This is a genomic window from Jeotgalicoccus meleagridis, assembly GCF_903994045.1.
Taxonomy (GTDB): domain Bacteria; phylum Bacillota; class Bacilli; order Staphylococcales; family Salinicoccaceae; genus Jeotgalicoccus; species Jeotgalicoccus meleagridis.
Genome location: NZ_CAJEWD010000008.1, coordinates 1 through 21755 on the forward strand (window position 1 = coordinate 1; position 21755 = coordinate 21755).

The following is a 21755-nucleotide window of genomic DNA, read 5'->3' on the forward strand; positions in this document are numbered from 1 at the left end:
CAACCCACCCATCCCCATGAGCAAGATTCTAGTAAAAATACACATTATAAGTTAATATTATTAATGAATCCTAAAACGATAAGGTGATTTTATGAAGTATCTTCGTTTACTTTTTCTCGTTATTCTCTCTTCTATAATTTCTATAGGTCTGGATTTTCTTGGCATGATCATGCCTTGGATGTTTGGTTCTTTAATTGCAACAATCCTTTATATTAGACTCGTTAAAAATGAGTTCTTCTTTCCGCCATGGCTTGGAAATTTAGGGGTTGCGATCATGGCGATAGAGATTGGTTCGACTTTAACGCTCGACGCGCTCATAGATATGAAGGCAGACCTTTTAAATATCTTTCTTATGACAATTTTTGTACTACTCTTAAGTTTAGCCTTATCTCGTCTCTTTATATATTTAACTAAAAGCAGTCCGGAAACAGCGATTCTCTCCAGTGTACCAGGGGCTTTATCTCAAATGCTGATCATGGCTGAGGAAGAGAAGCGTGCGGATATTTTAGTGGTGACTTTAACTCAAATGTCTCGCATTGTCTTGATCATTTTAATTGTGCCTTTTGTGGCAGGATTGTTTTCAAGTCAGGGTGGCGTGAGTGAACAAGTGACTGAAGTGGCTGATTTATCTAGTGTCTTTGAGCCGAGAATGCTAGTTATTCCACTGTTTGCTTTTATCCTCATCTTCTTACTCAACAAAATCCACTTTCCTGCATCCTTGATGCTCGGTCCGATTATTGTAATGATTGTGTGGAACTTAACAACAGGTATAGAGTTTTCTTTAGATATGGCCTTGATCAACGTGGCACAAATTCTCTTTGGTGTCCGCATTGGCTTACAAATCGCTTCCTTGATGCCGCGCTTAACTAAACGCATGATTTTTGCTATTTTAATCCAAAATTTATCCTTAATTTTTGGTACCATGTTAATCGTCTTTGTCTTCCAATTGTTTACTAGTCACGCTTTCAATGATTTATTCTTAAGCGCTGCACCAGGAGGACTCGGTCAAATTATTGTAATCGCCATAGAAACAGGCGGTAATATTGCCATGATTTCTTCTTATCATATCTTTAGGATCTTCTTTATTATTATCGTCGTTGTACCGATTGTCGGTTACTATTTAAAATATCTTGATAAACGTCGTCGGACCTCTCATGAGTCTTGACTTTAAAGGTTATTTGACCTAATATATAGCTATATTAATAAACGAGATTTACAGAAAAGTATTCTGTTGTGGGTATATAAGAGAGTAAGCGGTGGTGAAAGTTTACCGAAACAACAGGTGAAAGTAGTCTGTCTAAAGTTCTGTGTGAAATTTAAGTAGCTCAGGACGTGAGACGAGCGTTAATCGTCATTAGAGATGCAGGTGAACTCACCTGAATTTAGGTGGTACCGCGGAACTCCCGTCCTAGTTATAGGATAGGAGTTTTTTTGTTTTTAAAATTTAAGGAGTGATTTCATGGAGATGTCTACAAAGTACAATCCGACAGAAGTTGAAAAAGGGAAGTATGAAAAATGGGTAAAATCAGGTCTCTTTAAGTCTGATGTAACAAGCGATAAACCCCCGTTCTCAATCGTAATTCCACCACCCAACGTAACGGGTAAGTTACACCTTGGGCATGCTTGGGATACGACTTTACAAGATATTATTACACGCTTAAAACGCATGCAAGGTTATGATGTACTTTATCTACCCGGTATGGACCATGCAGGGATTGCAACACAAGCAAAAGTTGATGCACGTTTACGTGAGTCGGGTATTAACCGTCATGACATCGGCCGTGAAAAGTTCTTAGAACACAGTTGGAACTGGAAGGAAGAATACGCATCTCATATTCGCGAGCAGTGGGCAAAATTAGGGCTTGGTTTAGATTATGATAAAGAGCGCTTTACTCTCGATGAAGGGCTATCAAAAGCCGTGCGTAAAACTTTCGTTAACCTCTACGAAAAAGGCTTGATCTACCGCGGGGAATACATTATTAACTGGGATCCACAAACTGAGACTGCACTGTCTGACATCGAAGTGATTCACCAAGATGTAGAAGGTAAATTTTATCATGTTAAGTATCCTTTAAAAGATGGTTCAGGCTATCTTGAAATTGCGACAACACGTCCTGAAACTATGCTTGGAGATACAGCAGTTGTGGTTCACCCGGATGATGAACGTTATCAAGATATGATTGGTAAAACAGTCATCTTACCAATCGTCGGTAGAGAGTTACCGATTATTGCGGATGATTATGTCGATATCGAATTTGGTTCAGGTGCCATGAAAGTAACACCAGCCCATGACCCGAATGACTTTGAAATTGGTAACCGTCATGACTTAGAGCGCATTAATGTCATGCATCCAAACGGTATCATTAACGAATTGGGTGGTAAGTACCAAGGACTCGACCGCTTTGATTGTCGTAAACAGTTAGTGAAGGACTTAGAAGAAGCAGGGTATCTTTTAGAAATTGAAGATCACATGCACTCTGTTGGTCACTCTGAGAGAAGTGGGGCAATTGTTGAACCTTACTTATCGACTCAGTGGTTTGTTAGCATGAAACCCTTAGCTGAGAAGAGCTTGAAAAATCAGGAGACAGATAACCGTATTGACTTTGTGCCAAACCGTTTTGAACATACTTTCAATGGTTGGATGGAAAACATTCGTGACTGGGTGATTTCTCGCCAATTATGGTGGGGACACAGAATTCCAGCTTGGTACCATAACGACACAGGTGAAATCTATGTTGGTGAAGAAGCACCAAGTGACCCGGAAAACTGGACTCAAGATGAAGATGTTTTAGATACTTGGTTCTCAAGCGCCTTGTGGCCGTTTTCAACTATGGGTTGGCCAGAAGACACAGCAGATTTGAAAAAGTACTTCCCAACGAATGTCTTAGTAACAGGTTATGACATTATCTTCTTCTGGGTGGCACGCATGATCTTCTCATCTCTAGAACAAACTGGTGAAAAACCATTCTCTGACGTACTCTTACATGGTTTAGTACGCGATGAACAAAATCGCAAGATGTCTAAATCACTTGGTAATGGGGTAGACCCAATGGATGTTATTGAAAAATACGGTGCAGACGCGCTTCGTTACTTCCTTGCAACAGGTTCAACACCAGGTCAAGATCTTCGTTATTCAGATGAAAAAGTAGAAAGCGTCTGGAACTTTATCAATAAGATTTGGAACGCTTCAAGATTTGCGCTCATGAACATTGGTGAAGATTTCACTCTAGAAGATATCGATTTAAATGGTGAGAAAAATCTTGCTGATAAATGGATTCTTACTCGATTAAACGAAACCATTGCAGATGTGACACGCCTATCTGAGGACTATGAATTCGGTGAAGTCGGCCGTGTACTATATAACTTCATCTGGGATGATTTCTGTGACTGGTACATCGAAATGGCTAAGGTACCAATGACAGACGGCACAGATGCTGAGAAAAATATGACACGTTCTGTCTTACTTTACACACTGGATAAAATTCTTAAAATGTTACATCCTTACATGCCGTTTGTCACAGATGAAATTTATCAAGCAATTACAAAAGACACTTCAATTACTCAGTCTGAATGGCCAGAAGTTGATGAGGCTTTAAACTTTGATGAAGCAAAAGAGGGTATGGAGCTTCTAGTGAGCATCATTAAATCTGTGAGAACGACTAGAAATGAAGTGAACACACCACTGTCTAAACCAATCGACATTAAACTAGAAGTAAAAGATGATAAACGTCGTCAAGCTGTCAAAGACAATACACACTACATCGAACGTTTTACGAATCCTGAGACATTAACAATCGAAGCATCAATCGATAAGCACGATGACGATAAGACAGACGTCGTTAAAGGAGCAACAGTCATCTTACCTTTAGCTGGTTTAATTAATAAAGAAGAAGAAATCGCACGCTTAGAAAAAGAACTTAGTCGACTAGACGGAGAATTAAAACGTGTTAAAGGTAAATTATCGAATGACAAATTCGTTAATAATGCACCTGAGAAAATTGTCGAAGAAGAACGTAAAAAAGAAGCTGGCTATCAAGCCCAGTACCAAGAAGTACATGAGCGACTAACTAGCTTGAAAGGTGAGTAAGTATATGACGATGAACTATGATGAAAGCCTAGCTTGGATACATGAACGTACAAAATTTGGTATTAAACCTGGGATTAAGCGAATGGAATGGATGCTAGAGAAACTCGGCAACCCTGAGAAAAATATTACAGGTGTGCATATCGTTGGGACTAACGGTAAGGGGTCTACCTTATCCTATATGAGAAATGCTTTAAATTATAACGACTATACAGTGGGGAGTTTTACCTCCCCTTATATTGAAATCTTTAACGAGCGTATCTCTGTAGATGGAAAGCCGATCTCAGATGAAGATATAGCAGAACTTGCCAATATCATCAGACCAATTTCAGAAGATATGGTTGAAGAAACAGACTTAGGTAACGCGACAGAATTTGAAATGATTACTATGATGATGTTTATGTATTTTGGTAAACTTCATCCAGTTGATGTTGTCTTGATTGAAGCGGGCCTTGGAGCAACCAATGACTCGACCAATGTCTTTAATCCAGTCATGACCTTATTGACAAGCGTTGGTTTAGATCACGTCGATATTTTAGGGCATACGCTTTTAGAAATTACACGTGACAAAGCTGGCGTCATTAAACCAGGTATTCCTTTAGTCTTTAATATTAAGGATGACACTTGTCGAGATTATATATATAAGGTTTTAGACGAAGAAGGCTCTAAAGGAATTGAATTAGAAAGAGATATTATCTTAACGACCAATGGTGATGAGTTCAGCTTTAAATATGACAAGTATGACTTTGATGATATTCAACTCAAGATGCTTGGCCGTCACCAACAAGAAAATGCCTCAATTGCCATTGCTGCATTAATTGAAATGCAAGAAAGAGGGATTGTCACACTCGATTTTAATAAGATGATTTTAGGTGTAGAAGAGACGACCTGGACTGGCCGTATTGAAAAGATCAATGAAAAACCTTTGATTATCTTAGATGGGGCACATAATAATGAAGCAGTGGACGCGCTAGTTGAGACTATGCACAGTCACTTTGACGATAAAAAAATTACTGTCCTATTTTCAGCGGTTAAAGGCAAACCACTCGATTCCATGGTCTATAAAATAGGTATGCTGGCAGATGAATTTTACGTCACGGAATTTGACTTCTTTAAAGCAGAAGACGGACGTGTGCTATACGATGCGATTGAACATCCGAATAAGCATTACATTAAAGATTATATGAAATTTATTCGTAACTTTAACGATGAACTCCTCCTAATCACAGGCAGCTTGTATTTTATAAGTGAAATTAAACAGCAGTTGAAAGATTAAGATAAAAAAATGGCTTGGAAATCTTGTTTTTGAAGATTCCCAAGCCATTTTTTGTTGATTTCACTTTTTGAGTTCTGGCAGTTCAATGAGAGTTGCTCATAGTCCTCCCAAGGCTCTGGCAGTTCAATGAGAGTTGCTCATAGTCCTCCCTGGGTTCTAGCGGTTCAATGAGGAATGCTCATAGTCCTCCCAAGGTCCTGGCGGTTCAATGAGGAATGCTCATTGTCCTTCCAAGGCTCTGGCGGTTCAATGAGAGTTTCTCATAGTCCTCACAAAACTCCCATACCTTTATAAAGTCGTATCGTTATCTTTTTTTCCTTCTACAGCTTTAAGAGAGTCTCTCATTTCACGGAGTAAAACAAGTTGCTCATCTTCTGCTTCTTCTTCAACGAAACGGTCACCAGTTAATTTGTTTACTACTTTTACGAAGACGAATACAGCGGCACCGATAATTAGGAAATCGATAATTGCTTGAATGAATACACCATACGTGATCCCCATGTATTGCCATTCGCTTGCGAAATCTGTGTTACCAAAGATCAAGGCGATCGATGGCATGATAATGTTCTCAACAAGTGCTTGAACGATTTTACCGAAAGCTGCCCCAATCACAACGGCAACAGCCAAGTCTAGAATGTTTCCTCTAAGCATAAAGTCTTTAAATTCTTGCCACATAAATAAAAGCCTCCAGTCATTAATTTTTTTAGTGCTTTAAAACTATACCCTAATATTTTTTCTCTAACAAGGATAGTTTTACATTTTAATAGAAATTTAACAGAGTCTAAAGCAAATTATTTATAACTAAATATTATTAATGATATAATAATAGATAAGATATGTTTATCTAATTATTGTACTTATTCATATCATTACTTAACTTCCTTGCATTTACTTGTTATGAAAGTAAGTATACAATTAAGAGGACTAATATTAGAGGGGGCTTTTAATAATGTCAAAAAACGTCAAAGACAATTCCCGTCGTACTTTAACAGTCGGAGGTAAGGACTATACTTATTACAGTCTACAATCTTTAGTGGATGATGGAATGAGTCAGTCTCAAAAACTACCATATTCTATTCGCGTATTACTAGAATCTGTTTTACGTCAATACGATGGTCAAGTAATTAAAGACGAACACATTGAAGCATTAGCTAACTGGGATAAGGGAGATATCTCAGGTAAAGAGGTGCCATTTAAACCATCTCGTGTAATTCTACAAGACTTTACAGGGGTACCAGCGGTAGTGGACTTAGCATCACTACGTAAAGCGATGGAAGAAGTCGATGGTGATGTTCAAAAAATCAACCCGGAAGTGCCAGTGGATCTAGTTATTGACCACTCAGTTCAAGTTGATGAGTACGGTACACATCAAGCACTTCAAAAAAATATGGATCTAGAATTCCAACGTAATATGGAGCGCTATGAGTTCCTACGCTGGGCAACGAAGGCATTTGATAACTATCAAGCAGTGCCACCAGCAACAGGGATCGTTCACCAAGTGAACCTAGAGTATCTTGCGAATGTTGTACACAACCGTCAAGAAAACGGTGAGAATGTACTCTATCCAGATACTTTAGTCGGAACTGACTCACATACGACTATGATCAACGGTCTCGGCGTCCTTGGTTGGGGTGTCGGTGGTATCGAAGCAGAAGCAGGAATGCTCGGCCAACCTTCATACTTCCCAGTACCAGAAGTCATCGGTGTACGTATGACAAATGCTTTACCAGAAGGAACAACAGCAACTGACCTTGCACTTAGAGTGACAGAATTACTCCGTAAAAAAGGTGTGGTTGGTAAATTTGTTGAATTCTTCGGTGAAGGTGTGACAGCACTACCACTTGCAGACCGTGCGACAATCGCAAACATGGCACCTGAATACGGGGCAACATGTGGTTTCTTTGCAGTTGATGAAGAAACTCTAGACTACCTTAAATTAACAGGACGTGACGAAGCGCATATCGAGCTCGTACGTAATTACCTAAAAGAAAACAATCTCTTCTTTGATCCAAGTGTCGAGCCAACATACACTGATGTTGTCGACCTAGATCTATCAACAGTTGAACCATCTCTTGCAGGACCGAAACGTCCACAAGATTTAATCAAACTATCAGATATGAAGACAGAATACAAAAAATCTGTCACTGCTGAATCTGGTAACCATGGACACGGTTTAAGTGAAGAAGAATTCGATAAAACTGCTCCAGTTGAATACAACGACGGTGAGACAGGTGAACTGAAAACAGGTGACCTTGTGATCGCAGCGATTACATCTTGTACAAACACATCTAACCCTTACGTTATGTTAGGTGCAGGACTTATTGCTAAAAAAGCAGTTGAAAAAGGCTTAACAGTACCGAAATACGTTAAGACTTCACTCGCACCAGGTTCTAAAGTTGTTACAGGATATTTAGAAGATTCAGGTCTTCAGCCTTATCTTGACCAACTTGGCTTTACTTTAGTCGGTTACGGTTGTACAACTTGTATCGGTAACTCAGGACCACTTCGTCCAGAAGTGACTAAGACAATTGTCGACAATGACATGTTAGTATCTTCAGTCTTATCAGGTAACCGTAACTTTGAAGGACGTATTCACCCACTTGTTAAAGCAAACTATCTAGCATCACCTCAGTTAGTTGTTGCTTATGCACTTGCAGGTACAGTGGATATTGACCTTACAACTGAACCACTTGCTAAAGACAAAGATGGTAATGATGTCTACATGAAAGATATCTGGCCTTCAATCCAAGAAGTTAAAGATGCGGTTATGTCTACAGTAACACCTGAGTTATTCAGAGCAGAATACGAAACAGTCTTTGATTCGAATGAAACTTGGAACAAGATTGATGTGACAGATGCACCACTATATGACTTTGATGATGCATCAACATATATCCAAAACCCTTCATTCTTCCAAAACCTATCTAAAGATGCAGGTACAATTGAACCACTATCTAACTTAAGAGTCCTTGGTAAATTTGGTGACTCAGTGACAACTGACCACATTTCACCAGCAGGGGCAATCGGTAAAGATACTCCAGCAGGTAAATGGTTGATTGAACAAGGCGTGTCACCACGTGACTTTAACTCTTACGGTTCACGTCGTGGTAACCATGAAGTCATGGTTCGCGGAACATTTGCTAACATCCGTATTAGAAACCAAATCGCACCAGGTACAGAAGGTGGTTACACAACTTACTGGCCAAGTGGAGAAGTCATGAGTATTTATGATGCTTCACAAAAATACCAAGAAGATGGTACAGGCTTAGTGGTTATCGCTGGTGATGATTACGGTATGGGTTCTAGTCGTGACTGGGCAGCTAAAGGTACAAACTTACTAGGTGTTAAAGCGGTAATTGCCGCAAGTTACGAACGTATTCACCGTTCTAACCTAGTGATGATGGGTGTCCTACCTCTACAATTCGTCAATGGCGAAAACGCAGATGATCACGGTTTAGATGGTTCAGAAACATTTGATATTCAAATTGATGAAAATGTTGAAGCTGGTCAAGTGATCGACGTCATTGCTAGAAAAGACAACGGAGAAGAAACTAAATTCCAAGCGAAAGTACGCTTTGATTCAGAAGTAGAAGCAGACTACTATAGACACGGTGGTATTTTACAACTTGTGCTACGTAATAAAATTGCAGCTTAATTGATGAGATAAAGAAAAGCCTGAAAATCCTAAGGTCTAGGATTTTCAGGCTTGATTTTTTACATAAAAGTAATTTTAGGTTCGCTACCATCTTTAATGCGTTTCATGTTCGGAATATGTTTAATGATGACGACCAGTCCGAGGACGATACCAAAGATAAACATAAACCAATCACCGGTAAAACAGACGCCGATGATTAAGACGATTGCAGCAAATACGCTCGATAAGGAGACGTATTTTGAAAGTTTTAAGGTTAATAAAAAAGTAATAATAAGAACTAGGAACAAGAGAGGATTGGCTGCAAATATCGCACCGCCACCTGTGGCGACTGCTTTTCCGCCTTTAAATTTCAAGAATATCGAGTAGACATGACCAAGGGCTGCAACAACACCAAAAATGATGACAGGGAAGTGTCCCGTACCGTCAACGAGCATTGCGACCCAGACAGGGATTGCCCCTTTTAAGAGGTCGATAATTAAGACGATAATACCTGCTTTTTTACCGAGTATACGAAAAGTATTAGTCGTACCAACATTGCCACTGCCATGTTCTCTTAAGTCTAAATTATAGAAGAGCTTTGAAATAATTAGACTAAATGAAATTGAACCGAAGAGGTAGGAAAAAATTAATAATATTATAACTGTGTACACAAAATGCGCCCCTTTTATTATCAGGTACTAACAGTTTACCATATAAATTTATATCCGCCTATAAATATAATAAGTAGTCAATAACAATATTATGTAAACTAAATTTTTCGATAGTACTTGCAAAATCATAGTTTTTATATAAAAATAGTAAAGTAGATAAATTTAACGAACATACGTTTGTAGAGTTCTAGGAGGATACAGACTTGGCCAAACAAACTGGATATAATGATGAATCCATTCAAATATTAGAAGGCTTAGAAGCCGTAAGAAAACGTCCGGGTATGTATATCGGATCAACAGATTCAAGAGGCTTACATCACTTAGTGTATGAAATTACTGATAATGCGGTCGATGAGATTATCAATGGTTTCGGTGATGAGATTAATATCGTCATCCAGCGAGATGAGAGTATTACAATTAGAGATAATGGTCGTGGTATTCCAACTGGCATGCACTCAAGTGGCCGTCCGACAGCAGAAGTTATCTTTACTGTCTTACATGCAGGTGGTAAGTTCTCATCTGGTTCATATAAATCATCAGGTGGTTTACATGGTGTTGGCTCATCTGTCGTCAATGCCTTAAGTGAATCCTTAAAATTAAAGTCTTATAGAAATGGTAAAATATATCAAATTACTTTTAAAGATGGTGGGAAAGTTGATCAACCTTTAAAAGAAATCGGCAAGACTAAAGAAACAGGGACAGAAGTGACCTTTAAGGCAGACCCTGAAATATTTAAGCAAAGCATTGCTTTTAACTTTGAAACGATTGTTGAAAGAATGAGAGAGTCAGCCTTTTTAACTAAGGGACTTAAAATTACTATTAAAGATGAAAGAACAGACGAAGAAGAAATCTTTCAATATGATGATGGTTTAAAAGCCTTTATTCACTTTTTAAATGAAGGTAAAGATAATATCGGTAATATTGTTATGTTCGAAGGACAGTACAATGAAATGATTGCAGAAGTGGCCTTCCAATTTAACGACCAATACTCAGAAACCATAATTTCATTCGTCAACAATGTCCGCACTAAAGATGGTGGAACACACGAAGTCGGCTTTAAAACAGGTTTTACCAGAGTCTTTAATGAATATGCCCGTAAGATTGGTGAATTAAAAGATAAAGATAAAAACCTAGAAGGCTCAGATATTCGTGAAGGCCTCACAGCTGTCATCTCCATTAAATTACCAGAGCATCTCTTACAGTTTGAAGGACAAACGAAAGGAAAACTCGGTACAAGTGAAGCGAGAAACTTAATGGAGACGCTTCTAACAGATCAACTCCCTTACTTTTTAGAAGAAAATGGGGCTTTATCGACTCAGCTAGTTAAAAAAGCGATTAAGGCAAGACAAGTGAGAGAAGCTGCTAGAAAAGCGAGAGAAGACGCGCGTTCTGGTAAGAAAAATAAATCTAAAGACACGCTCCTGTCTGGTAAGTTAACACCTGCTCAGTCTAAAAACTCTAAGAAGAATGAACTGTTTTTAGTCGAAGGGGACTCAGCAGGTGGTTCAGCTAAACAAGGGCGAGACCGCCGCTTCCAAGCAATACTACCTTTAAGAGGTAAGGTCATCAATACTGAAAAAGCGAAGTTTGAAGATATCTTTAAAAATGAAGAAATCAACACCATTATTCATACCATTGGGGCAGGAGTTGGTAATGACTTTAAAGTAGAGGACTCAAACTACGATAAGATTATCATTATGACCGATGCGGATACGGATGGTGCTCACATTCAAGTCCTACTCTTAACCTTCTTCTTTAACTATATGAGACCGCTCTTTGAAGCAGGTAAGATCTACATTGCCTTACCGCCACTCTTTAAATTAGAGACAAAAGGTAAGAAAAAGAAAATCAAATACGTCTGGACTGAAGATGAGTTAGCAGATGCACAAACAGAAATGGGTGCCAATGCTGAACTTCAACGCTACAAAGGGTTAGGGGAAATGATGGCAGAACAACTCTGGGAAACGACTATGAATCCTGACACGCGTACTTTAATTCAAGTACGTATTGAAGATGAAGCCCTATCCTTAAAACGTGTCACTACCTTAATGGGTGATAATGTAGAAATCAGACGTAAATGGATTGATTCCAACGTTTCCTTTACGCTAGAAGAGGGAACGAGCATCTTGGACAATCAAGATGTTGAAAAATTAGCAGAAAGTGATGAAGACTATGGCCGAGCATAATCCACTACAACAATTAAAGCTAGAAGATGTGATTGGCGACCGCTTCGGACGTTACAGTAAGTACGTCATCCAAGACCGTGCCATTCCAGATGTGAGAGATGGACTAAAACCCGTCCAAAGAAGAATTCTCTATGCTATGTATAAAGAAGGGAATACTTTCGACAAAAACTATCGTAAGAGTGCCAAAACAGTCGGTAACGTGATTGGTAACTATCACCCACATGGTGAGATTTCTATTTATGATGCCATGGTCAGATTAGGCCAGGACTGGAAGATGAGAGAAGAGTTAATTTTAATTCATGGTAACAAGGGGAGTGTCGACGGGGACCCTGCCGCTGCTATGCGTTACACTGAAGCGAAATTAGCGGAAATCTCAGGTGAGTTATTAAGAGACTTAAATAAAAATACTGTCCCTTTTATTGATAACTTTGATGATACGGAAAAAGAACCGTCTGTTTTACCGGCAAAATTTCCTAATATATTAGTTAACGGGGCAACAGGAATCTCCGCGGGTTATGCGACAGACATTCCACCGCATAATTTGAGTGAAGTGATCGACGCGACCTTAAAAATTATTGATAAGCCGTCGGTAACAGTCGATGAATTAATGAACTTTGTTAAAGGTCCAGACTTCCCAACAGGTGGTATTATTCAAGGTAAAAATGAATTGAAAAAAGCCTATACCAACGGTAAAGGGCGCATCGTGGTCCGCTCTGTCGTCAACAAGGAAGAGACGAGAGGCAACAAGGTGCTCATCGTTATTACTGAAATTCCTTTTGAAGTCAACAAGGCGAACTTGGTTAAGAAGATGGATGAAATCCGTGCGGATAGAAAAGTTGACGGCATTATAGAAGTCCGTGATGAAACGGACCGTGAAGGTTTACGTATTGTCGTGGAAGCAAGAAAAGATGCCAATATCGATGCGATTATTAATTACTTCTATAAGAAGACTGATCTTCAAGTGTCCTATAACTTTAATATGGTGGCGATTTCTGACCGTGCACCAAAACGTATGGGACTAAAAGACATATTAGAAGCTTATATTAAACACCAAGAAACAGTCATTACCAACCGTTCTAAATACGAGCTCGATCATGCTAAAAAACGTATGCATATTATCGAAGGTTTAATTAAAGCCTTATCCATTCTAGATGAAGTAATCAAGACCATTAGAGAATCGGCGAATAAGCGGAATGCTAAAGAAAACTTGATGGAGCGCTTTAATTTCACTGAAGCTCAAGCTGAAGCGATTGTCATGCTACAGCTCTACCGTCTAACCAATACAGATGTGGTTGAATTAGAAACTGAACAAAGTGAATTAGAGTTTCAAATTAATCAGCTCCAAGAAATTTTAGCCGACGATAAAAAACTTAAAAATGTCATCAAATCAGAACTGAGAGCTATTAAGAAAAAATATGCTTCTGAGCGCCTGACTCAAGTAGAAGATGAAATCGAAAATATCGAAATTTCTAAAGAAGAGTTGATTGCTAAAGAAGACACAATTGTGTCTCTAACTAAGGAAGGCTATGTGAAAAGAACGAGTCTAAGGTCTTATAATGCATCAAACCCTGATGAATTAGGCCGTCGTGAAGGGGACTATGTGCTCTTCTCTGGACCTTCTAATACTTTAGAACAGCTGATGATATTTACCAATTACGGTAACTATATGATTATTCCAGTTCATGATCTTCAAGATATTCGTTGGAAGGACATGGGGCAGCACTTATCCTCTCGTTTTAATTTAAAACACGGCGAAGCACCGATTTATGCGACAACCTTAGAATCCTTCAATCAAGATCAAACAGTGGTTCTTACGACTAAAGCTGGCCAAGTGAAACAAACGGCCTTAAAAGAGTTCGAAGCGACTCGAATATCTAGACCAATCGTCAATATGAAACTGAAAAAAGATGATGAAGTGATTGCTGTTTCAATAACAGATCAAACAGACGCGAGTCTACTCTTTATTACATCTAAGGGGCTATCTCTTAAATATCCTTTAGCTGAAGTGTCACAGACTGGTCTGAAGTCACAAGGAGTTAGAGCGATGAATGTTAAAGCAGGCGATCATCTAATCTTAGGTCAAGTGATACCAGAAGCGGGCAACTTAATTACTGTCTCTAACCGTGGTGCAGTTAAACGCACTAAGCTCGATGTCTTTGACATTGGTGCACGTGCACAGGTTGGTACTATGCTCTATAAAGATATTAAATCAAAACCGCATATCATAGTTGCAGCGAGTGTCATCGATGAAGGTGTAGATCAAGAAATAACCTTATTGTCAGACACTTCAATTGAAACAATTCGAGCAAATGAGGTACGCTTAAGTGGTAAGTATTCTAATGGGTCATTTGTCGTAGATGAGGATACTTTTGGCAAGATTGAAACTGCACATTTCAGTGACCTGTAAATATATAAAGGGGGAATTGGGTGGATTCACTATTAGGAATGTTCGAACAAGCAGTCAACTTTTTAAATGATTTGCTGTGGCAGGAAGTATTGATTGGACTCTTGATTATAGCGGGACTGTATTTTTCATTTACTACACGTTTCGTGCAATTCAGATGGCTAAAAACTATGTTTTCTTCACTGGGAGAAAAACGAGCGAATATGCCGGATGGCTCTAAGGGGATTTCCTCCTTCCAGGCCTTCACAATATCCGCAGCCCAGCGTATCGGAACCGCAAATATTGCGGGTGTTGCAACAGCCATTGTCGTCGGTGGACCCGGAGCGGTCTTTTGGATGTGGATTGTTGCTTTACTTGGTGCAGCATCTGCCTTCTTTGAAGCGACACTCGCGCAACTGTATAAGGTTCGAGATTCAGAAAGTGGATTTCGTGGTGGACCAGCGTACTACATGACTAAAGGTTTAAATCAAAAGGGAATCGGCTACATATTTGCTATTTTGATGACGATTACCTTTGGTGTGGTCTTTGTCATGTTACAATCCAACACAATCGCAAATGCCTACGACGAAGCGTTTAATATTGATCCATGGATTTCAGGTGTCATCGTTGCAATAGTCGTTGGACTGGTCATCTTTGGTGGTGCCAAATGGATTGCCAATGTGGCATCAGCACTTGTACCGATTATGGCGGGACTATATCTTATACTTGTCGGCGTCATCTTAGTGATGAACTACGACATGATTATACCGATGTTAAAAACAATTGTCATGAATGCCTTTGGTCTTGAAGAAGTCTTTGGTGGTGCCTTAGGTGCAGCAATTATTAATGGTTTCCAACGTGGTCTTCTGTCCAATGAAGCGGGGATGGGGTCAGCACCAAACGCTGCAGCATCAGCTGCGGTCCGTCACCCGGTTCAACAAGGCTTGATTCAATCACTTGGAGTCTATTTTGATACGATTATTGTCTGTACAGCAACAGCAATCGTAATCTTAATGTATTCAGACCTTAGCTTTGGAGCGGATGCACCACAAGGGATTCAAGTCACACAAGCAGCAATGGACCAACAGTTCCTAGGTTATGGTGGAACAATCGTTGCAGTATTTATTTTACTGTTTGCCTTTACGACGATTCTAGGAAACTATTTCTATGCACAGAGTAACTTATCATTCTTAGTTGATAGTAAAAGATCGACTTTCATCTTTAGAGTGATTGTGACGATTATGACAGTCGTCGGTGCAGTCTTAGGTGTTCAACTTGTGTGGACGTTAGCTGACCTCTTTATGGCCTTCTTAGCTATTATCAACTTGATGATGGTTGTTGCCTTAAGTCCGTTAGTCTTTGAAGTAATGCGAGACTATAAGGAACAAAAAGACCGAGGAGAATCACCGATTTTCTATGCGAAAAACATATCGTATAAATTGCCGGATGATAATCAGTGGGGCGATGAGGACTACCGAAAAGATGGTCCAGAAGATGAACCAAATGCGAATAAGTAAGACTAGGCCAACCTTAAATAGGTTGGCTTTTTTCTTGTGTAAAAAATTTAAGATATGGTAAGGTATCTATTACGTCTATGTAAAAATCAAAAAAATAAAAGCAAATAAAATATAAACTAAATGTTTTAAGGAGATATGTTTTAAATGACTAAATGTGCAACTTGTAAAAAGCAGTGGACAGGAATCTTATTATTTAAAGCGCATTTTGCTTCAGCGAATGGGGTAGAGTGTGATTATTGTCATAACACTCAATATGTGTCGGAAAAATCAAAGAAAAAGATGATTATTCCATTACTCTTAGTAACAGTAGTCTTATTGATTGGCTTATTTGCACCACCTTCTATTACGCAGTACTTCTGGGTGTATATTACCATCACCGCAGCGACCATTATTTATGTCTATGTCAGTCTAGAATTAACCGATGTGGCATAAGCGCTCGTAAGCGCCAATCTTCCTTTTTTTAAAATATTTGGTATACTACTGTAATACTTAAATTAAGGAAGGTCATGTCATGCATCAGATTAGAATCGGCACAAGTATTTATATTAACTACATTTTACTAGGCATGATCAACTTGATTATTGCCCTACATATGAGTTTCTTAACAGAACAGTTAAATACCGATGCAGCTGCCATCTCTGCTTTAATATCAGCTATCGGAATTGGTAAACTCATTGCCTTGTCATTTGCGGGTAGGTTATCGGATACTCTCGGACGTCGTCCGATGATTATTACAGCCTGTATACTTTACGTTATCTTTTTAAGTGCTTTACCCTTTGCACCAAATTATGGGGTCGCTTTTGCATTTGCCTTATTAGCGGGTATGGGAAACTCTCTCTTAGATACGAGTTCTTATCCAGCCTTAATCGAAGTCTTTCCCAATCGTTCGAGTTCAGCAACAGTTTTAGTTAAGGCCTTTATGTCTGTAGGTTCAACAATCTTACCTTTGATGATTACTTTCTTTATGGCAAGAGATATGTTCTACGGTTATACTTTTTTCATTATGGTTGCGGTCTTTTTAATGAATGCGATTCATCTGTTGAGTCTGAAGTTCCCTCAAGCGAATGGGGGCTTTCTACCGCCTAAAAATTATAAAAAGAGACATGTTAAACTAAAACCGAAAACAGTCTTTTTGGAAAAACCTAGGTTTAAACGTGAAGGTATCACAGTTATTGTCATTGGTTTTACTTCAGTTGGTCTGTTTTTAATTATCCAAACTTGGATGGCGACTTTCGCAGAAACCATCATTGGCCTCAGTGAATCACAGTCCATTAATTTACTGAGTATTTATAGCTTTGGTGGTTTTATTACAGTCATTATTCTAGCGACACTCCTAGATAGACTCTTTAAACCAGTGACCATTCTTATTATCTATCCGGTCATTGCGATTATCAGTCTGGTGTCACTCTTAGTCGTAGAAAACTATTACATCTTAGTCGTCATTGCCTTTATGTTAGGACTGTCCACATCCGGACTCTTCCAACTTGCTGTTACTTTAATGGCACAGTTTTTCCCAGAGAAAAAAGGAACTAGTACAGCCTTTGTGACACTGTCATCGAGTATTGCTTTCATTGTCCTACCGTATGTAACAGGACTACTTAATCGACATGTGGGTGTCTCGTCAGTTTTCATCTTTGAAATTATTATCGCAAGTTTTGCTGTAGCCTTAGCGATCTTTATTTCAATTCGTTATAGAAAGATCTTTAATTCTAGAAGCTCAGGTAAGATACTGTGGCGTAATCCGTAAGGAGAAAATAATGGTAAAAGTATTTAGCATCGTCCTTATTATTTTAAGCATCGCATCACTGATCAATGTCTTTATGACATTTTCAGATAGTTTACTTATGGCAATTGTCTACCTAGTTGCAGCGATTATTCTCTTTATAGCTGGACGTAATCTCTATAAAGCGACTTCAAATAGTAAGTAAAAGATATAACCAAGTAAAAAGTATGGAATTAAAAATATTTAAATATAATAAGATTAATTTAGTTAGTATATGTAAAAACAGCCTGAAAACATAAGTTTTCAGGCTGTTTTTTTAGAATAATCCTTTAAAGAATTCTACTATACGATCCCAGAAGTCACGAAGTGCATCCATAAATGAATTAATTTCTTCTGATTCTGCAATATCCTTACCAAGTGCTGTGGCACTGTCTTTAGCATCTTTAAAAGCATCACTTGAAGTAATTCTGTTAATTAAGTCTTCAGATGAATTGACTAATTTTTGAGCCTCTTCACCAGTGAAGATTCCAGAGTCTTTAAGCTGGTTAAAGATTTCAACTAGGCGGTCAATCTGTGCCTGGCTTAAAATTCCATCTAAACCATTGGCATTTAATTTCTCGTCAAGAATAGTACGAATCTGATCTTCAGTCACATCACCGTTAAAGTTATTAATAATTTCAACTTTCACTTCAGTGATGACCTTGTTCAATTGAACTTGGCTAAAACCTTCTACGCTCTCGTTTTCACTAGAAATATCAGAGATTGCATCTAATTCATCTTGAGCATTTTGTGTTCTTTCAGGATCAATTTCCTCACCTTGATTAGCGTAAGCTTTATAAACGCCAGCTAAGGCACTTTCACCAGTTACGTCAGATGCTGCTGCAATAGTAACATCTGCATCTGTAATACCAGAAGTGAGTAAGGCGTTTTGATAAGTTTCTTCAGATATCATTGTAATGTTACCTAAAGACTCATCAATGTTGATTTTTAAGCCACTACCTTCATCTGTTTGTTGAATACGGATACTCGACATTAAAACGCTATTGTCATAGCTCTGGTTAATGTATTGATTGACGTCTTCACTGTATACAAAGTCAACCATATCAGAATCAGTCGCACCAAGTAGTTCAGCAGTTTGATCTTGTAAATCAGGATTGGATTCTAAGGCCGCACCGTAAACTGTGACTGCTTGATCCCACTCAGACGCTGCTTTAATATCTTGTGATGTAAATGGAAGTACTGAAAATAGTAAAACTAATAATAGTAAAACACTCTTCTTATTCATATATAAACTCCTTATGACTAACTTTGCTACATATGTAGCATTATCTTATTTTAACTTATAATTCTTAAAAAATAATTAAAGTTACATAGGAATTGCTGAAAATATAATTTACATAATATTTACAAACGAATTGTTATATCTTGGATTTAAGTAGAGATAAGTAGGTTATATTATAAAAAAGTGAAAATATAAAAGGGGATGACATGATGAGGACAAGTGTATTAATTGGACTACTATTCTTATTAACAGCTTGCGCGCCAGCAGAAACAAATGCAGAGGAAGAAACAGATTCAAAAGAAGAGACGAACCAAACTGAAGAAGCTAAAGAGACAGATGACAAGGAAGAACAGACAGAAGATGATAATAATGAATCTGAATCTGAATCTGACTCAAACTCAGAAGATGACATAGAAATTTCTCTAGAATCTGTATTAGAGGAAGAAGAGGGGACAATGTTAGATGCAAGTGAGAAAGAACTTGAGGAAGAATTAACTAACTTTATAGAAGAGAATGATGGTGATGTGACAGACGAAGAAGTCTATGAAAAATTATTAGAGATGCTCGGCGGTCACCCCGATGTTAAAGAAGGCATTGAGTATTTCCAAGACTTTTCTCCAGAATTAGTCGATCTTACAGATAAACCAGGTGGCTTAAAAGTTGAAGATGGTGAGCTGTCGCTTAAGAACAATGTTTATATTTTAATGGATAATAGTGAAAGTATGTCAGAAGATATTGATGGACAGACAAAGATGGATGCAGCTCGTGAGTCAATTAACCAATTTGTAGAAGATATGCCAAAAGGTACTGAAGTTAGCCTTATCAGTTATGGTTTTAATAAGGAAAGTGATGAGAAAGATAATAAAGGTGATAGTGAAGAAAAATCCTGTTCTGCAGTAGAAGAAACATTTGCTTTAGGAGAATACGAAGCGGATGACTTTAATGAAGCCTTAAATAAATATGATAGTGAAGGCTTCACACCTTTAGCTCTTGCCATTGAAGAAGTAGGGAAAGTAATCGAAGAGAGTGATTCGACTGGTAGTCATACAATTTATGTAGTGAGTGATGGAAAAGAAACATGTCACGGTGATCCTGTTGAAGCAGTAGAAGCACTTCCAGAAGATGAGAATGTAGAAACGGTTCTAAACATCATCGGTTTTGATATCAGTGATGACGAAGTCCAATCCTTGGTCGACATTACTGAAGCAAACGGTGGTGAGTACTTATCAGCCACAAATCCTGATGAACTAAGCCATGTCTTAAAACAAGAGAAGCTCGCTTTATTTACTAAATATCGTGCTTGGTCTAATGAGAATTTAAAAAATATTACAGAAGCGAGTAATGATAAGCAAATCGAAAATACTCAATTAGTCAATGCAGCTAATACTGCTAACAGACAAACTGACAATCGTATTGTTGGAGTTTTAAATGATGTATCTTTAAATAGCTCACAAGAGTTTAGATATCCACAAGCAAAAGAATGGGCAAATGAGAGATATCTGATTGTTAGAGATTATTTGAGTGAAAATTATGATGAAGCGGATGATGCAACGCTTGAAGAAAAAGAAAAATTACGGGACTCTGTAAATGAGCAGTTTGATGAGATTGAAAGTAAGTATAAAAAAGATGTAGAAGAATCTGAAGAGTAAATGCTTATCCCTTAGGTTTAAATAAACTTAAGGGATATTTTTTTCTGTTTAAATACGTTTTTACCCTTTCAGTTATTACTTTATTATATAATTAAAGTGGCGTACAATAAGTGCCTAGAAAGGTTTAGGGGCTTAAACAATGGACAAAGAGACAATGAGAAGAAGCGACAAAATTGAGTATAAAACAGTTAAGAAAACGAAGATAAGGAAGCGTGGGATTGCACTTTTAATCTTGCTTCTTTTGATAATTATAATTCCGATTTATATTGTGTTTTCATATAAATCAGGTTTAAATACTGCTAAAGAAAATGGTGTGGAAACAGAACCTGAAACGTTTGATGCTGTAGATAATAATGATGGTAAGAAAACAATGCTGATTGTTGGTAAAGATAGAATGGATGAAGGTGCAGAAAGAACAGATGTCATTATGATTGCTCAGTATGACTATATGACGAAAGAAATGAAACTTGTGTCTTTAATGCGTGATATCTTTGTGGAAATACCTGGTTATCAGAACTATAAAATTAATGCGGTCTATTCACTAGGCGGTATGGATCTTTTAAGAGAAGTGATCTTACATAACTTTGGTGTGGAAGTTGAAGAATATATTACGGTGGACTATGATGCTTTTACAGAAACAGTAAATGTTGTCAATCCTGATGGAATAGAAATAGATGTTGAAAAAGATATGTCAGAAAAAATTGATACCACTTTAGAAAAAGGCGTTCAACGTTTAAATGGTAAAGACTTACTAGCTTATGCCAGATTTAGAAATGATGAAGAAGGCGACTTTGGACGAGTGAGACGGCAGCAACAAGTCATAGCAGCTCTAAAAGATGAGATTATCAGTGTGGGTGGTGTAGTAAAACTGCCTAAAATTTTAGGTACTGGTATGGGATATGTCGATACTTCAATGACCAACGGTGAAATGTATAGGATGATTTCGAGTTACCTCATCCGTGGTAATAAAGACATTGATACCTTGACCTTACCGCTCGATAATACCTATCAATTTATGGATACGTCTTATACAGGAAATGTCATCGACATGGACTTTGAAACGAATTCAAATGCCTTGCAGGAGTTTTTAGAAGGTAGTAGTGAAGAATAGATGAATAACGCTAAACGAATAACAAAATAAACTATATTACAAACCCGTTCGTTAGACTTCTAGGAGAAAATATCATCGTGAGGATATATGCTCACGTGATGCCCCAGAAAAGCTAACGGATGGGTTTATTTTATTAATGCTTTAGTTAAAAATAAATGTGTTTTGCCAATTTAACGATATTGATAACAAGCTAAACACTCTAAGATTACTCCCAAAACATAACAGGTTCAAATTTATGC

15 protein-coding genes and 1 other annotated feature are annotated in these 21755 nt (G+C 38.0%); of the genes, 12 read left to right on the top strand and 3 right to left on the bottom strand.

Annotated features, from left to right (window positions below):
• Nucleotides 1-91: 91 nt before the first annotated feature.
• From JEOSCH030_RS05625 to JEOSCH030_RS05635, 3 genes are all read left to right on the top strand, one after another.
• Entirely contained in the window at nucleotides 92-1165 is a 1074-nt protein-coding gene (locus tag JEOSCH030_RS05625; protein WP_185125655.1) for an AbrB family transcriptional regulator, read from the top strand.
• Between the two features lie 41 nt (nucleotides 1166-1206).
• Nucleotides 1207-1414 (top strand) — a binding site (T-box leader).
• A 45-nt stretch (nucleotides 1415-1459) separates the two neighbouring features.
• The gene (locus JEOSCH030_RS05630; RefSeq protein ID WP_185125656.1) at nucleotides 1460-4087 is read left to right on the top strand and encodes a valine--tRNA ligase; all 2628 of its coding nucleotides are present in this window, start codon (nucleotides 1460-1462) and stop codon (nucleotides 4085-4087) included.
• Between the two features lie 10 nt (nucleotides 4088-4097).
• Nucleotides 4098-5360, top strand: coding sequence for a bifunctional folylpolyglutamate synthase/dihydrofolate synthase (locus tag JEOSCH030_RS05635; protein WP_185126524.1), 1263 nt, complete (start codon nucleotides 4098-4100; stop codon nucleotides 5358-5360).
• Between the two features lie 288 nt (nucleotides 5361-5648).
• Here JEOSCH030_RS05635 and mscL read toward each other — a convergent pair whose 3' ends face one another.
• Nucleotides 5649-6035 (bottom strand): large conductance mechanosensitive channel protein MscL, encoded by a 387-nt coding sequence (mscL, locus tag JEOSCH030_RS05640; RefSeq protein WP_185125657.1) that lies wholly within the window; start codon nucleotides 6033-6035, stop codon nucleotides 5649-5651.
• A 274-nt stretch (nucleotides 6036-6309) separates the two neighbouring features.
• Between mscL and acnA the strand changes: the two genes are divergently transcribed.
• Nucleotides 6310-9015: an aconitate hydratase AcnA gene (gene acnA, locus JEOSCH030_RS05645; RefSeq protein ID WP_185125658.1), complete on the top strand. Its 2706-nt coding sequence runs from the start codon at nucleotides 6310-6312 to the stop codon at nucleotides 9013-9015.
• 59 nt (nucleotides 9016-9074) lie between these two features.
• On the opposite strand, the gene plsY is transcribed toward acnA, so the two are convergent.
• Nucleotides 9075-9665 (bottom strand): glycerol-3-phosphate 1-O-acyltransferase PlsY, encoded by a 591-nt coding sequence (gene plsY, locus JEOSCH030_RS05650; protein ID WP_185125659.1) that lies wholly within the window; start codon nucleotides 9663-9665, stop codon nucleotides 9075-9077.
• A 203-nt stretch (nucleotides 9666-9868) separates the two neighbouring features.
• Here plsY and parE point away from each other — a divergent pair, with 203 nt between their 5' ends.
• From parE to JEOSCH030_RS05680, 6 genes are all read left to right on the top strand, one after another.
• Nucleotides 9869-11851 carry a DNA topoisomerase IV subunit B gene (gene parE, locus JEOSCH030_RS05655; protein ID WP_185125660.1) on the top strand — a complete coding sequence of 661 codons (1983 nt, stop codon included), beginning with the start codon at nucleotides 9869-9871 and terminating at the stop codon, nucleotides 11849-11851.
• The gene (gene parC / locus JEOSCH030_RS05660) at nucleotides 11838-14258 is read left to right on the top strand and encodes a DNA topoisomerase IV subunit A (RefSeq protein ID WP_185125661.1); all 2421 of its coding nucleotides are present in this window, start codon (nucleotides 11838-11840) and stop codon (nucleotides 14256-14258) included. The genes parE and parC overlap by 14 nt, the downstream gene beginning before the upstream one ends.
• Nucleotides 14259-14296: 38 nt before the next feature.
• Nucleotides 14297-15751 carry an alanine/glycine:cation symporter family protein gene (locus JEOSCH030_RS05665; protein WP_185126525.1) on the top strand — a complete coding sequence of 485 codons (1455 nt, stop codon included), beginning with the start codon at nucleotides 14297-14299 and terminating at the stop codon, nucleotides 15749-15751.
• A 144-nt stretch (nucleotides 15752-15895) separates the two neighbouring features.
• Nucleotides 15896-16183, top strand: coding sequence for a TIGR04104 family putative zinc finger protein (locus JEOSCH030_RS05670; RefSeq protein ID WP_185125662.1), 288 nt, complete (start codon nucleotides 15896-15898; stop codon nucleotides 16181-16183).
• A gap of 79 nt (nucleotides 16184-16262) precedes the next feature.
• A complete protein-coding gene (locus tag JEOSCH030_RS05675) occupies nucleotides 16263-17498 on the top strand; it encodes an MFS transporter (protein ID WP_185125663.1) in 1236 nt (411 codons plus the stop codon).
• Between the two features lie 10 nt (nucleotides 17499-17508).
• A complete protein-coding gene (locus JEOSCH030_RS05680; protein ID WP_185125664.1) occupies nucleotides 17509-17679 on the top strand; it encodes a hypothetical protein in 171 nt (56 codons plus the stop codon).
• 111 nt (nucleotides 17680-17790) lie between these two features.
• Here the strand turns inward: JEOSCH030_RS05680 and JEOSCH030_RS05685 are convergent, their stop codons facing one another.
• The gene (locus tag JEOSCH030_RS05685; RefSeq protein ID WP_185125665.1) at nucleotides 17791-18759 is read right to left on the bottom strand and encodes a DUF1002 domain-containing protein; all 969 of its coding nucleotides are present in this window, start codon (nucleotides 18757-18759) and stop codon (nucleotides 17791-17793) included.
• A gap of 206 nt (nucleotides 18760-18965) precedes the next feature.
• Here JEOSCH030_RS05685 and JEOSCH030_RS05690 point away from each other — a divergent pair, with 206 nt between their 5' ends.
• Nucleotides 18966-20405, top strand: a complete 1440-nt coding sequence (locus tag JEOSCH030_RS05690; protein WP_185125666.1) for a vWA domain-containing protein — start codon at nucleotides 18966-18968, stop codon at nucleotides 20403-20405.
• 139 nt (nucleotides 20406-20544) lie between these two features.
• The gene (locus tag JEOSCH030_RS05695) at nucleotides 20545-21516 is read left to right on the top strand and encodes an LCP family protein (protein ID WP_185125667.1); all 972 of its coding nucleotides are present in this window, start codon (nucleotides 20545-20547) and stop codon (nucleotides 21514-21516) included.
• Nucleotides 21517-21755: the final 239 nt, after the last annotated feature.